The following is a 12,512-nucleotide window of genomic DNA, read 5'->3' on the forward strand; positions in this document are numbered from 1 at the left end:
GTGGAACATCCAGGCAAGGCCTGGGGATCTAGCGGTCGAGCGCGTCAAGTTCGGCGCGATATCGCTGCGCGTCGGACTGCTGCTGCGGATCGTTGCCGTGGTCGCGCAGCCAGGTTTCCAGCTCGCGGCGATAGTCCGCGCGGAAATCGGCATTGCCCGGGCTGAAGTGCAGCTTGCGCGCCGCCACTTCCACCCGCTCGCGCGCGCTGGCCCGGGCCTGGGCGATGCCGTGCGGCGATTCATTGGTGAGGATGACGAAGTTGCGCGGGAAACCCGGCGTGTACTTGACCACGAACGGCTGGTCGGGCGCCGGGATGCGGATCGCGTTCTCCAGCGGCCACAGCGAGGCGGTGTTGGTGTGGAACACCACTTCCACGTCGCGGCTCTCGGCGGTACGCAGCACCCCTTCGTAGCGCCAGATGTACTGCTCGTTCATCGTCGAACTGGTGCGCTCGGACTTCACGATCACCGCTTCACCACGCTCGCCCACCACGTTGAGGAAGGCGGCGTTGAGGAAGTGGCCGAGGAAGATGTTGAGCATCGCCAGCGGGAACACCACGATGGCGTAGCCCGGAAAACGCCGCCACCACGAGACCAGCCCGGCCAGCACCATCGCCGAAAAGAACGTCAGCAGCGGATGCTGCGAGATGAACCAGAACAGGACGGAGAGGGCGGTGATCATCGTCGGGGTCATGCGGGCGCCGTGCTGGCGCCCGCGCAGGTCCTCAGGCCGACCAGGTGTCGCGCAGAGTCACGCTGCGGTTGAACACCGGCTTGGCCTCGGTGTGGTCGCGGCGGTCGGCGACGAAGTAGCCGGTACGCTCGAACTGGAACGACTGCTCCGGCGCGGCGCTGGCCGCGGCCGGCTCGACATAGCCGGTGACGGTGCGGCGCGATTCCGGGTTGAGGTAATCACGGTAGGTCTTGCCTTCCGATTCGTCGTCGGGGTTCGGCACCGAGAACAGGCGGTCGTATATGCGGATCTCGGCCGGCACGCCATGTACGGCGCTGACCCAGTGGATGGTGCCCTTGACCTTGCGGTTGGCGCCTTCCATGCCCGGACGCGATTCCGGATCCAGCCAGCCACGCAGCTCGGTGATGGTGCCGTCGGCATCCCTGATCACTTCATCGCAGCGGATGATGCCGGCACCACGCAGGCGCACTTCGCCGCCGGGGACCAGGCGCTTCCAGCCCTTCGGCGGCACTTCGGCGAAGTCCTCGCGGTCGATCCACACTTCACGTGCGAACGGCACTTCGCGGCTGCCGAAGCTCTCGTCCTTCGGGTGGTTGCTGAAGGTCAGCTGTTCTTCGTGGCCTTCCGGGAGGTTGGTCAGCACCAGCTTGACCGGGTCGACCACGGCCATGCGGCGCGGCGCGGCGCTGTCCAGGTCTTCGCGCAGCGCGCCTTCCAGCACGCTGAAATCGATCAGCGAATTCTGCTTGCTGATGCCCACGCGCTCGGCGAACAGGCGCATCGCGGCCGGGGTGTAGCCACGGCGACGCAGGCCCTGCAGGGTCGGCATGCGCGGGTCTTCCCAGCCGTCCACCAGCTGTTCGGTGACCAGCGCCATCAGCTTGCGCTTGCTCATCACCGTGTAGTTGATGTTCAGGCGCGAGAACTCGATCTGGCGCGGCTTGGCGGCTTCGCGCGGCAGGCCGGCGTCGACCAGCGGCTGGGTCAGCGTGTCGTCATGGGCGAAATCGACGTTGTCCACGCACCAGTCGTACAGCGGGCGGTGGTCTTCGAATTCCAGCGTGCACAGCGAGTGGGTGATGCCCTCGATCGAGTCGCCCAGCGCGTGCGCGAAGTCGTACATCGGGTAGATCGGCCACGCGTTGCCGGTGTTCTGGTGCTCGACGTGCTTGATGCGGTACAGCGCCGGATCGCGCAGGTTGATGTTGCCGCTGGCCATGTCGATCTTCGCGCGCAGGGTGCGCGCGCCATCCGGGAATTCACCGGCGCGCATGCGGCGGAACAGGTCGAGGTTTTCCTCGACGCTGCGGTCGCGCCACGGCGACGGGCGGCCCGGCTCGGTCAGGGTGCCGCGGTAGGCGCGCACTTCCTCGGCCGACAGGTCGCAGACATAGGCCTTGCCCTGTTCGATCAGCTTCTCGGCGGCCAGGTAGTAGGTCTGGAAATAGTCCGAGGCGTGGCGCAGCTCGTTCCACTCGAAGCCCAGCCAGCGCACGTCATCCTGGATCGCGGCCACGTATTCCGGGTCTTCCTTGGCCGGGTTGGTGTCGTCGAAGCGCAGGTTGCAGACGCCGCTGAACTCGCCGGCGATGCCGAAGTTCAGGCAGATCGACTTGGCATGGCCGATGTGCAGGTAGCCGTTCGGTTCCGGCGGGAAACGGGTCTTGATCGCCTGGTGCTTTCCGCTGGCCAGGTCCTCGCGCACGATCTGGCGGATGAAATCGCGCTTTTCGTGGCTGTCGGCGGGGGTCTCGGGGCTGGCGGGGGTGTGCTCGGACATGAGTCGGCGAAAAGAAAGGCAGAAAGACCAACAGTCTAGCGCGTACCGGGCAGGGCTGCCCGGTGGGGCGTGGGGATGCCGGCCAGCGGCCGGCACTACCAGGCCCTCTTCCGGGAAGCGCCGGCCGCTGGCCGGCGGAATGTGGATCGCCGTGCAATTGGGTAGTGCCGGCCGCTGGCCGGCAGAACGGTCATGCGCCGTCACCACCACCATTCAGCCCCCGGGCGTATGCTGGGACCCTGTCCCACGGAGCTGCCGCATGCACATCGTGTACAAGGCCGACAACCTGTTCGACGCCCACCTGGTCAAGCACGCGCTGGAGGATGCCGGCATCCCGGCCTTCGTGTTCGGCGAGTCGTTGCTGGGTGGCATGGGCGAGCTGCCGCTGTTCGGCGTGCTGCGGGTAGGCATCCCTGATGCGGCACGGCCGCAGGCCGAGGACATCGTGGCGGCGCTGGACTTGGGCCACGCGCCGGACGCCCCCATTTCAGATGCAGACGACATAGCCGGCCTTCCGGCCTAGGAGCGCATCATGTTGGGAATTGGCCAGGGCATCCTCGGCATCGGCGCCTTCAAGCAGCGTCTGCCGCGCCCGGAAGAAGCACTGCCGGGGCGTGACCAACCGCTGCCGCTGCACAGCAACCAGCACTTCGTGAACAGCCATCCGCTGAAGGACCGTTTCGCCGGCCTGCAGCAGATCCGCTTCGCGCTGGGCTGTTTCTGGGGCGCCGAGTGCAAGTTCTGGACCGAACCGGGCGTGTACAGCACCTCGGTCGGCTATGCCGGCGGCATCACCCCGAACCCGACCTATGAAGAGGTGTGCTCGGGCCTGACCGGCCACACCGAAGTGGTGCAGGTGGTGTTCGACCCGGCGGTGGTGAGCCTGGAGCGGCTTCTGCAGCTGTTCTGGGAAAGCCACGACCCGACCCAGGGCATGCGCCAGGGCAACGACACCGGCACCCAGTACCGTTCGGCGATCCACGCCACCGACGAGGCGCAGTACGCCGCCGCGCTGGCCAGCCGCGAGGCCTACCAGGCGCAGTTGGCCGCAGCCGGCTACGGGGTGATCACCACCGAGATCGAGTACCCGGCACCGGCGTACTACTACGCCGAGGACTATCACCAGCAGTACCTGGCGAAGAACCCGAACGGTTACTGCGGCATCGGCGGCACCGGGGTGAGCTGCCCGATCGGGTTGGATGTGGAGGCGCCGCGCTGACGCGCGGTGGTCCGCCTGCGGCGGGCAGAATCTACGGCAGAAGCCAAAGCCAAAGCGGCTCTGCGTTTCTGCGGGTTGGGCGGGGCGGTGTGGGTTGTCAGGACGCGCCGTAAACCCGTCCTTGGGGGCTCGATGGCGCCATCCATGGCGCCAACGGTCCTGCCAACCCACACCGCCCCACCTCCGAGAGTTTCCCGGTGACGGTGGGCAAGAGCATGGGTTACTGACGAACTGAAGGAAAACAAAAAGGACGCGGCGTTCGCCGCGTCCTTTTTGTTTGATCCTGCATTTTTGTTTGATCCTGCATTGCTCCGTAGAGTCGAGCTTGCTCGACTGCGAGCAAGCGAAGCGCGCGACCCGCTTTTGCTTTTCTTTCTTTCATCCGTGGCGGGCGGCCACCGGAAACTGTCAGAGGGCGGGCGGGTTGGGTTCGCGGGAGTGTCCGCCGCATGGATGCGGCGGCCAAGCCTCCAGGGACGGATTCACGGCGTCTCCCGCGAACCCAACCCGCCCGACCCAGCGCGGCTTTTGCTTTAGCAGTCAGTCGAGCAAGCTCGACTCTACAAAACGATCCGTCACGAGGGGCTCAGCCGTTGGCCGGAATCACAGTTCCGAACGAATGCGCTCGCGCAGCGCCTGTAGATCCTTGGCAAACGCATCGATGCCGGTCGCCAGCTTCTCGGTCGCCATCGGATCGGCCGCCAGATCCGCTGCGAACTTCGCCGCATCGATCGGGGGCACCGACGCGCCATCCGCCGCACCGGCCACCAGCTTGCGCGGCAGCTCGCCGTGGTCAGCGTCCAGCTTCTCCAGCAGGTCCGGCGAAATCGTCAGGCGGTCGCAGCCGGCCAGCGCTTCGATCTGCGCGGTCGAACGGAACGAGGCGCCCATCACCACCGTCGGCGAACCGCGGCGCTTGAATTCGGCATACACGCCGCGCACGAACTTCACGCCCGGGTCTTCATCGATGTTGGCCGGGGTCTGGCCGTTGGCCACGTACCAGTCCAGGATGCGGCCGACGAACGGCGAGATCAGGAACGCGCCGGCTTCGCTGCAGGCCAGCGCCTGGGTCGGGTTGAAGATCAGGGTCAGGTTGCAGTCGATGCCCTCGGCCTGCAGGATGCGCGCGGCTTCCACGCCTTCCCAGGTCGCGGCGATCTTGATCAGGATCTTCTCGCGCGGCACGCCGGCATCGGCGTACATCTGGATGAACTGGCGGGCCTTGGCTACGGTGGCAGCGGTGTCGTGGGCCTGGTCGGCATCCACTTCGGTGGACACGCGGCCCGGCACCAGCGTGCTCAGCAGCGCGCCGACGCCGATGGTCAGGCGGTCGGCCACGGCGTGCACCACGGCTTCGCGGTCGCCACTCTGCTGGCGGCCCCAGGCCAGTTCGCGTTCGATCAGCTCGGCGTAGACCGGCAGGTCCAGCGCCTTCTTCACCAGGGTCGGGTTGGTGGTGCAGTCCACCGGCTGCAGGCGCTTGATCGCCTCGTAGTCACCGGTATCGGCAACGACCACGGACAGTTCGCGCAGCTGGGACAGTTTGGACGGGGTACTCATTACGGCTCCTGGTGCAGGGGGATCGAATCGCGCGCGGTGCGCAGCGGTAATCAGGGGCGGTCGTTGTGAACCGCGGTCACGCGCAGGCGCAGCTTGCGGCCGCCGGGCGCGTTCCAGTCGATGCTCTGGCCGATCGAAAGGCCGAGCAGGGCACTGCCGACCGGGGCCAGCACGGAAACCTTGCCTTCATCGACGTTGGCTTCGCGGGGGAAGACCAGGGTCAGGACGTGCTTCTCGCCCGACACTTCATCTTCGCACTCCACGCGCGAATGCATCATGACGATGCCTTCGGGAATCTGGTCCGGTGCCAGCACGGTGGCACGGTTGAGTTCTTCAGCAAGCGCGAGCGCGGCAGGCGTCTGGCTCAGCGCAGGGGATTCGAGCATGGCGTCCAGGCGGTCCATGTCGAAGGTGGAAACGGTGATCGACGGCGGCAGGCCGCTGGCGGTACTCATGGTGAAGCTCCTTGGTTGAAAGCCATGCAAAAGGCGGCACCTGCTGGCGCCGCCTGTCTGTATTGTGGGGACAAATGCGACCGGAATCGACTCCTGCCGATTCCAGGCCGGTGCTGCGGGGGTTCAGCCGTTCAGCGCGGGGCCGGGCAGGGCGGTCGTGTCGCCGGCGGCGTTGACCGCTTCCAGGGTGAACAGCGCCTGCGGCAGGCGCTTGAACTGATCGGCCAGCTCCATCAGGAAGTCGTTCATGGCCGAGCTGCGGCGCCAGATCATGGCGATGCGGCGGCTGGGGCGGCCTTCGCCGGTGAAGTCGAGCAGGCGGATGTTGTTCGAGCGCGGCACCGGCGGCTGCACCGACAGGCTTGGCAGCAGGGTGATGCCGACGTCGGCGGCGACCATCTGCCGCAGCGTTTCCAGGCTGGTGGCGCGGAACTCGGACTTCTCGTTGGCACCGAACAGGCGGCAGACTTCAAGCGCCTGGTCGCGCAGGCAATGGCCATCTTCCAGCAGCAGCAGCTTCTGCGTGGCCAGTTCCTGCACGTCCAGGTGTTCGCGACGGGCCAACGGGTGGCGCCCGGACACGGCCAGCAGGAACGGTTCCTCGAACAGGAACTCGGCATGCAGCTGGTCGTCGATCACCGGCAGGGCCAGCAGTGCAGCGTCGAGCTTGCCTTCGCGCAGGCGGTCCAGCAGCACATCGCTCTTTTCCTCGACCAGCAGCAGTTCCAGCTCCGGGAAGCGATCGCGGATGCGCGGAATCACATGCGGCAGCAGGTACGGGCCCAGGGTAGGGAAGATCCCCAGGCGCACCGTACCGGCTTCCGGATCGCGACTGCGACGTGCCGCTTCCTTCAGCTGTTCCACTTCGGACACGATCACCCGTGCCCGTGCTGCTGCTTCCTGGCCGGCCGGGGTCAGCATCACCTTGCGCGGTGCACGTTCCACCAGCGGCAGGCCCAGCTCTTCTTCCAGCTTGCGGATCTGCGTGGACAGCGTCGGCTGGCTGACGAAGCAGGAGGCGGCAGCCCGGCCGAAATGCTTGTGGTCGGCCAGGGCTACCAGGTACTTCAGATCACGTAGGTTCATCCTTACACCCCAGGGGTAACGGACCGGCTGACGGCATGGTTACCCGACAGGCAGACAATGTTCCCGGTGATCTGGGAACGATGGATCAGGCAGCTTCAGCAACGGCACCGCTGCTGCTGCTCACCGACGAGCGGATCAGGTGGTCGAACGCGCTCAGTGCGGCGGTCGAACCGGCGCCCATGGCAATGATGATCTGCTTGTAGGGTACCGTCGTGCAATCGCCAGCAGCGAACACGCCCGGCAGGTTGGTCTGGCCGCGGTCATCGATGACGACCTCGCCACGCGGCGACAGCGCCACGGTGTCCTTCAGCCACTCGGTGTTGGGCAGCAGGCCGATCTGCACGAAGATGCCTTCCAGCTCGACGCGGTGGGCGTCGCCGCCGACACGGTCCTTGTAGACCAGGCCGGTGACACGGCTGCCGTCGCCCAGCACTTCGGTGGTCTGTGCGCTGGTCAGCACGGTGACGTTGGCCAGGCTGCGCAGTTTCTTCTGCAGCACTTCGTCGGCGCGCAGGCTGGAATCGAACTCCAGCAGGGTTACATGCGACACGATGCCGGCCAGATCGATGGCCGCTTCCACGCCGGAGTTGCCGCCGCCGATCACCGCCACGCGCTTGCCCTTGAACAGCGGACCATCGCAGTGCGGGCAGTAGGCCACGCCCTTGTTGCGGTACTGGTCTTCGCCCGGCACGTTCATCTGGCGCCAGCGTGCGCCGGTGGACAGGATCACCGAACGCGACTTCAGCACCGCGCCGTTCTCCAGCTGCACCTGCACCAGGCCGTCTTCACCGGCCGGCACCAGCGCACTGGCGCGCTGCAGGTTCATGATGTCCACCTCGTACTCGCGCACGTGCTGTTCCAGTGCCGTGGCCAGCTTCGGGCCCTCGGTCTCCTTCACCGAGATGAAGTTCTCGATCGCCATGGTGTCCAGCACCTGGCCACCGAAACGTTCGGCGGCGATGCCAGTGCGGATGCCCTTGCGTGCAGCATAGATCGCTGCTGCCGCACCGGCCGGGCCACCGCCCACCACCAGCACGTCGAAGGCATCCTTGGCGGCGATCTTCTCGGCATCGCGCTTGCTGGCGTTGGTGTCCAGCTTGGCGACGATCTGCTCGAGGGTCATGCGACCCTGGTCGAAGACTTCACCGTTGAGGTACACGGTCGGCACCGACATGATCTCGCGCTTCTCGACTTCGTCCTGGAACAGGGCACCGTCGATGGCCACGTGCTGGATGCGTGGGTTGAGTACCGCGGCCAGGTTCAGCGCCTGCACCACGTCCGGGCAGTTCTGGCAGGACAGCGAGAAGTAGGTTTCGAACTTGTATTCACCTTCCAGGTTCTGCACCTGCTCGATCAGCTCGGCGGTGGCCTTGGACGGGTGGCCGCCGACCTGCAGCAGCGCCAGCACCAGCGAGGTGAACTCGTGGCCCATCGGCAGGCCGGCGAAGGTCAGGTGGATATCCTGACCCGGGGTGCCCAGGTCGAAGGACGGCACACGGCCCTGGCCATCGCGCAGCACCTGCAGCGAGATCTTGTCCGACAGGCTGTCCAGGGTCTGCAGCAGTTCCAGCATTTCCTGCGACTTGGCGCCGTCGTCGGCGTGCGCGGTGATCTGGATCGGGCGGGTCACGCGCTCCAGATAGGTCTTCAGCTGCGACTGCAGGTTGGCGTCCAACATCGGGTCATCTCCTGGCTTCAGGCAAACAGGGGGCGTGGCACCGCTGTAGAAGGTAGCGGACCAGCAGGGGGTAGGGGTGAACCCAAGACAGCGACCGTGGAAGGGGCTGGCTGGCCAAGGCGGGCGAGCGTTGGCTGTCTTGGGTTCACCCCCACGCCGGCGGGGGGACCGGCACGGGGATGAAAGACGCGCCGTGGCGTGGGGCCACGGCAGGCCGGTACTGCTTTAGATCTTGCCGACCAGGTCCAGCGACGGGGTCAGGGTCTTCTCGCCTTCCTTCCACTTGGCCGGGCACACCTGGTTCGGGTTGGCGGCGGTGAACTGGGCAGCCTTCAGCTTGCGCAGGGTTTCGGAGACGTCACGGGCGATCTCGTTGGAGTGGATCTCCAGGGTCTTGATCACGCCTTCCGGGTTGATGATGAAGGTGCCGCGCAGGGCCAGGCCTTCTTCCGGAATGTGCACGCCGAAGGCGTTGGTCAGCTGGTGGGTCGGGTCGCCGACCAGCGGGAACTGGGCCTTGCCGACGGCCGGCGAGGTTTCGTGCCACACCTTGTGCGAGAAGTGGGTGTCGGTGGTGACGATGTAGACCTCGGCGCCGGCCTTCTTGAACTCGGCGTAATGGTCAGCGGCGTCTTCGATCTCGGTCGGGCAGTTGAAGGTGAAGGCGGCCGGCATGAAGATCAGGACCGACCACTGGCCCTTCAGGGTGCTGTCGGAAACCTTGATGAACTCGCCATTCAGGTAAGCATTGGCTTCGAACGGCTGGATCTGGGTGTTGATCAGGGACATCGTTTTTCCTCTGGGTGAAGGGGAGTGGGTGAATCGACAGGACCTAGAGTACCGACTCGCTATCGATAAGAACAATCCATTGATTGCATCTATTTGATAGATATAGTCTATCAAAATGCACTGAGCAGGCACTGAACCCGGACGCTTTCATCCTGCAACTGCCTGTGTGACAAGGAAAATCTTCCGGAACGGCTGAATAGGGCCAATAGTCCCTCCTTATCCGCTCGGGCAGAACCTGAACGGATTGCAGCCTTTTGTAGAGTCGAGTCATGCTCGACTGCGGACCTGTGGATGTGTAGCTCGACTGCGCCAGAAGCAGCCGAGCATGGGCTCGGCTCTACAATTACGGAATGCCTTTCCAACCCGAACCTTCCCTGCGCCAGGTCGTGGCCGAGGCCAGTGCCCGCCTCGGCGGCGTCGAGGCCCGCCACGAGGCCGAACTGCTGCTGCTGCACGTGCTGGACCGCCCGCGCAGCTGGCTGTTCGCACATGCCACCGATCCGCTGGCCGCCGCCGACCAGGCCACCTTCGAAGCGTTGCTGGCCCGCCGCGTGGCCGGCGAGCCGGTGGCCTACCTGACCGGCCGCCGCGGTTTCTGGACGCTGGACCTGGAAGTCGATCCAACCACGCTGATCCCGCGCCCGGAAACCGAACTGCTGGTCGAGCTGGCGCTGGGGCGCCTGCCGCAGGACCAGGCGCTGCAGCTGGCTGACCTGGGCACCGGCAGCGGTGCGATTGCACTTGCACTGGCCAGCGAACGGCCCCAAGCGCAGGTGCTGGCTACCGATGCCAGCCGGGGCGCGCTGGCCGTGGCCGCGCGCAATGCTGCGCGCCATGAACTGCGCAACGTCCGCTTCGCCGAGGGCGGGCACGACTGGTATGCGCCACTGCAGGGTGCACGCTTCGACCTGATTGCCAGCAACCCGCCATACATCGCCAGCGATGATCCGCACCTGGCACAGGGCGACCTGCGTTTTGAACCGGCTTCCGCGCTGGCCTCCGGCGTGGATGGCCTGGATGACATCCGTCGCATCGTAGACGGTGGCCAGGCCCACCTGCTGCCCGGCGGTTGGCTGCTGATCGAGCACGGTTGGGATCAGGGCGCGGCGATCCGCGCGCTGTTCGACGCGGCGGGTTTTGCAGAGGTGCAGACCGTGCAGGACCTGGAACAGCGCGACCGCATCACCCTGGGCCGGCGTCCGGCCTAGAATGGAGGTTCTCCTGCCCCGGCAGGGCATCACCCTGGAGCTGCAAGCATGCGTACGCTGTACCCCGCCATCACCCCCTACGACGTCGGCACCCTGAAGGTCGACGACCGCCACACGCTGTACTTCGAACAGTGCGGCAACCCGGACGGCAAGCCGGTGGTGATGCTGCACGGTGGCCCGGGCGGCGGCTGCAGCGACAAGATGCGCCAGTTCCACGACCCGTCCAAGTACCGCATCATCCTGTTCGACCAGCGCGGTGCCGGCCGTTCCACCCCGCACGCGGACCTGGTGGACAACACCACCTGGGACCTCGTCGCCGATATCGAGAAGCTGCGCGAGCACCTCAAGGTTGATCGCTGGCAGGTGTTTGGCGGCAGCTGGGGTTCGACCCTGGCGCTGGCCTATGCCGAAACCCACCCGCAGCGCGTGACCGAACTGGTCCTGCGCGGCATCTTCATGCTGCGTCGCTGGGAGCTGGAATGGTTCTACCAGGAAGGCGCCAACCGCCTGTTCCCGGATGCGTGGGAGCACTACCTTAAGCCGATTCCGTCGGTGGAGCGTCATGACCTGATCTCGGCCTTCCACCGTCGCCTGACCAGCGAAGACGAAACCACCCGCCTGGAAGCGGCCAAGGCGTGGGCGGTGTGGGAAGGCGCGACCAGCTTCCTGCACGTCGATGATGATTTCATCAACAGCCACGAAGACCCGCACTTCGCGCTGGCCTTTGCCCGCATCGAGAACCATTACTTCGTCAACGGCGGCTTCTTCGAGGTGGAAGACCAGCTGCTGCGCGACGCGCACCGCATCGCTGACATTCCCGGCGTGATCGTGCACGGCCGCTACGACGTGGTCTGCCCGCTGGCCAACGCCTGGGACCTGACCAAGGTGTGGCCGAAGGCCAAGCTGGAAATCACGCCGGCCTCGGGCCACTCGGCGTTCGAAGCCGAGAACGTGGACGCACTGGTGCGCGCCACCGATAGTTTTGCCTGATCGGTAACGCCGGGCCATGCCCGGCGCTACCGGCCCTCATCCACGCATGGCGTGGATCTACCGCAGCCTGGTAGTGCCGGCCGCTGGCCGGCAACCCGGAAACGGTTGGATGCGCGCAGACGCCGGCCAGCGGCCGGCGCTACCACTCCCCGGCCAGCAACGCGTCGGCCAGTACCTGCAGCTTCGGCGAGCATTGCCGCGAGGGCGGATAGATCAGTGACAGTGCACGGCTGCGGCCTTCGAACGGCTGCAGCACGCGCTGCAGGCGGCCATCGGCCAAGGCGTCGGCCACCGCGAAATCCATCACCTGCACGATGCCGATACCGGCGATGGCCGCTTCCACCAGCGGATCGCCGCTGTCGAACACCATCCGCGTCGGCGGCGTGAACTCGCGCAGTTGCCCGTCCTGCAGGAACTGCCAGTCCACCAGCCGGCCACTGCGCAGGTTGCGCACCGCCAGGCAGGCATGGTCCTGCAGCGCGGCCACATCGTCCGGTGCGCCACAGCGGGCCAGATAGGCGGGGCTGGCCACCGTCACCCAGCGCAGCGGCGGCAAGGGCCGCGCGACGATGCGCTGGTCGGCGATGACGCCGGTGCGCAGCGCGGCATCGAAGCCTTCCTCGACCAGATCGACCAGACGGTCGCTGAGCACCGCTTCCACGTGCAGCTGCGGATGCTGCTGCAGCAACGGCGCCAGCATCGGCACCAGCACCTTGCGCCCGAACATCGACGGCGCACTGATCTTCAATGTGCCCGAGGGCGTGCACGGGCGGTCGGCCAGTTGCCGTTCGGCATCGTCCAGGCCGGTCAGCAGTGGTGCCACCTGTTCCACGAACTGGCGGCCATCCGGGGTCAGCGCCACGTTGCGGGTGTTCCGCTGCAGCAGCTTCACCCCCAGCGTGGCTTCCAGCCGCCCGATCGCGCGCGACAGGCCGGACTGGCTCAGGCCCAGCTGGCCGGCGGCCACGGTGAAACTGCGCGCTTCGGCCACCTGCACCAGCATGCGCACCGCATTGAGGTCCATGGAGGCTCCATTCATGCCGAAAATCATGA

At 66.2% G+C, this 12,512-nt stretch carries 12 protein-coding genes; 4 read left to right on the forward strand and 8 right to left on the reverse strand.

Translation table 11 applies throughout. The features are described from left to right. Positions 1-28: 28 nt before the first annotated feature. Positions 29-682, reverse strand: a complete 654-nt coding sequence (locus ACZK33_RS03595; protein WP_423175609.1) for a hypothetical protein — start codon at positions 680-682, stop codon at positions 29-31. Positions 683-725: 43 nt separating this feature from the next. Beyond that, a complete protein-coding gene (locus tag ACZK33_RS03600) occupies positions 726-2,474 on the reverse strand; it encodes a glutamine--tRNA ligase/YqeY domain fusion protein (protein WP_423175606.1) in 1,749 nt (582 codons plus the stop codon). Between the two features lie 259 nt (positions 2,475-2,733). Here ACZK33_RS03600 and ACZK33_RS03605 point away from each other — a divergent pair, with 259 nt between their 5' ends. Continuing rightward, a complete protein-coding gene (locus ACZK33_RS03605; RefSeq protein ID WP_010481810.1) occupies positions 2,734-2,997 on the forward strand; it encodes a putative signal transducing protein in 264 nt (87 codons plus the stop codon). Between the two features lie 30 nt (positions 2,998-3,027). Then, complete coding sequence (gene msrA, locus ACZK33_RS03610) at positions 3,028-3,693, forward strand: peptide-methionine (S)-S-oxide reductase MsrA (protein WP_423175611.1); 666 nt, start codon at positions 3,028-3,030, stop codon at positions 3,691-3,693. A 603-nt stretch (positions 3,694-4,296) separates the two neighbouring features. On the opposite strand, the gene ACZK33_RS03615 is transcribed toward msrA, so the two are convergent. The 5 genes from ACZK33_RS03615 to ahpC form a co-directional block, all read right to left on the reverse strand. After that, positions 4,297-5,253 (reverse strand): transaldolase, encoded by a 957-nt coding sequence (locus ACZK33_RS03615; protein ID WP_423175472.1) that lies wholly within the window; start codon positions 5,251-5,253, stop codon positions 4,297-4,299. A gap of 50 nt (positions 5,254-5,303) precedes the next feature. After that, complete coding sequence (rnk, locus tag ACZK33_RS03620; protein WP_005408156.1) at positions 5,304-5,708, reverse strand: nucleoside diphosphate kinase regulator; 405 nt, start codon at positions 5,706-5,708, stop codon at positions 5,304-5,306. A 123-nt stretch (positions 5,709-5,831) separates the two neighbouring features. Beyond that, positions 5,832-6,794: a LysR substrate-binding domain-containing protein gene (locus ACZK33_RS03625; protein ID WP_032129919.1), complete on the reverse strand. Its 963-nt coding sequence runs from the start codon at positions 6,792-6,794 to the stop codon at positions 5,832-5,834. Positions 6,795-6,879: 85 nt separating this feature from the next. After that, positions 6,880-8,472: an alkyl hydroperoxide reductase subunit F gene (gene ahpF, locus ACZK33_RS03630; RefSeq protein ID WP_100437922.1), complete on the reverse strand. Its 1,593-nt coding sequence runs from the start codon at positions 8,470-8,472 to the stop codon at positions 6,880-6,882. Positions 8,473-8,697: 225 nt separating this feature from the next. Beyond that, entirely contained in the window at positions 8,698-9,261 is a 564-nt protein-coding gene (gene ahpC / locus ACZK33_RS03635) for an alkyl hydroperoxide reductase subunit C (protein ID WP_004144811.1), read from the reverse strand. 350 nt (positions 9,262-9,611) lie between these two features. On the opposite strand from ahpC, the gene prmC reads away from it, so the two are divergent. Together prmC and pip are read left to right on the forward strand one after the other, a co-directional pair. Beyond that, positions 9,612-10,469, forward strand: a complete 858-nt coding sequence (prmC, locus tag ACZK33_RS03640; RefSeq protein ID WP_423175474.1) for a peptide chain release factor N(5)-glutamine methyltransferase — start codon at positions 9,612-9,614, stop codon at positions 10,467-10,469. Between the two features lie 48 nt (positions 10,470-10,517). After that, the gene (pip, locus tag ACZK33_RS03645; protein ID WP_032130095.1) at positions 10,518-11,459 is read left to right on the forward strand and encodes a prolyl aminopeptidase; all 942 of its coding nucleotides are present in this window, start codon (positions 10,518-10,520) and stop codon (positions 11,457-11,459) included. 139 nt (positions 11,460-11,598) lie between these two features. Here the strand turns inward: pip and ACZK33_RS03650 are convergent, their stop codons facing one another. Continuing rightward, positions 11,599-12,483: a LysR family transcriptional regulator gene (locus ACZK33_RS03650; RefSeq protein WP_423175500.1), complete on the reverse strand. Its 885-nt coding sequence runs from the start codon at positions 12,481-12,483 to the stop codon at positions 11,599-11,601. Positions 12,484-12,512 lie beyond the last annotated feature (29 nt).

The sequence above is a fragment of the Stenotrophomonas sp. 86156_Sma genome, assembly GCF_056481625.1.

Coding starts and splice junctions, on each gene's coding strand:
- rnk (WP_005408156.1), bottom strand. CDS start 5,708: ATGAGTACCGCCAGCGGCCTGCCGCCGTCGATCACCGTTTCCACCTTC.
- ACZK33_RS03615 (WP_423175472.1), bottom strand. CDS start 5,253: ATGAGTACCCCGTCCAAACTGTCCCAGCTGCGCGAACTGTCCGTGGTC.
- ACZK33_RS03650 (WP_423175500.1), bottom strand. CDS start 12,483: ATGGACCTCAATGCGGTGCGCATGCTGGTGCAGGTGGCCGAAGCGCGC.
- ACZK33_RS03625 (WP_032129919.1), bottom strand. CDS start 6,794: ATGAACCTACGTGATCTGAAGTACCTGGTAGCCCTGGCCGACCACAAG.
- ACZK33_RS03595 (WP_423175609.1), bottom strand. CDS start 682: ATGATCACCGCCCTCTCCGTCCTGTTCTGGTTCATCTCGCAGCATCCG.
- ACZK33_RS03605 (WP_010481810.1), top strand. CDS start 2,734: ATGCACATCGTGTACAAGGCCGACAACCTGTTCGACGCCCACCTGGTC.
- ahpC (WP_004144811.1), bottom strand. CDS start 9,261: ATGTCCCTGATCAACACCCAGATCCAGCCGTTCGAAGCCAATGCTTAC.
- ahpF (WP_100437922.1), bottom strand. CDS start 8,472: ATGTTGGACGCCAACCTGCAGTCGCAGCTGAAGACCTATCTGGAGCGC.
- prmC (WP_423175474.1), top strand. CDS start 9,612: ATGCCTTTCCAACCCGAACCTTCCCTGCGCCAGGTCGTGGCCGAGGCC.
- ACZK33_RS03600 (WP_423175606.1), bottom strand. CDS start 2,474: ATGTCCGAGCACACCCCCGCCAGCCCCGAGACCCCCGCCGACAGCCAC.
- pip (WP_032130095.1), top strand. CDS start 10,518: ATGCGTACGCTGTACCCCGCCATCACCCCCTACGACGTCGGCACCCTG.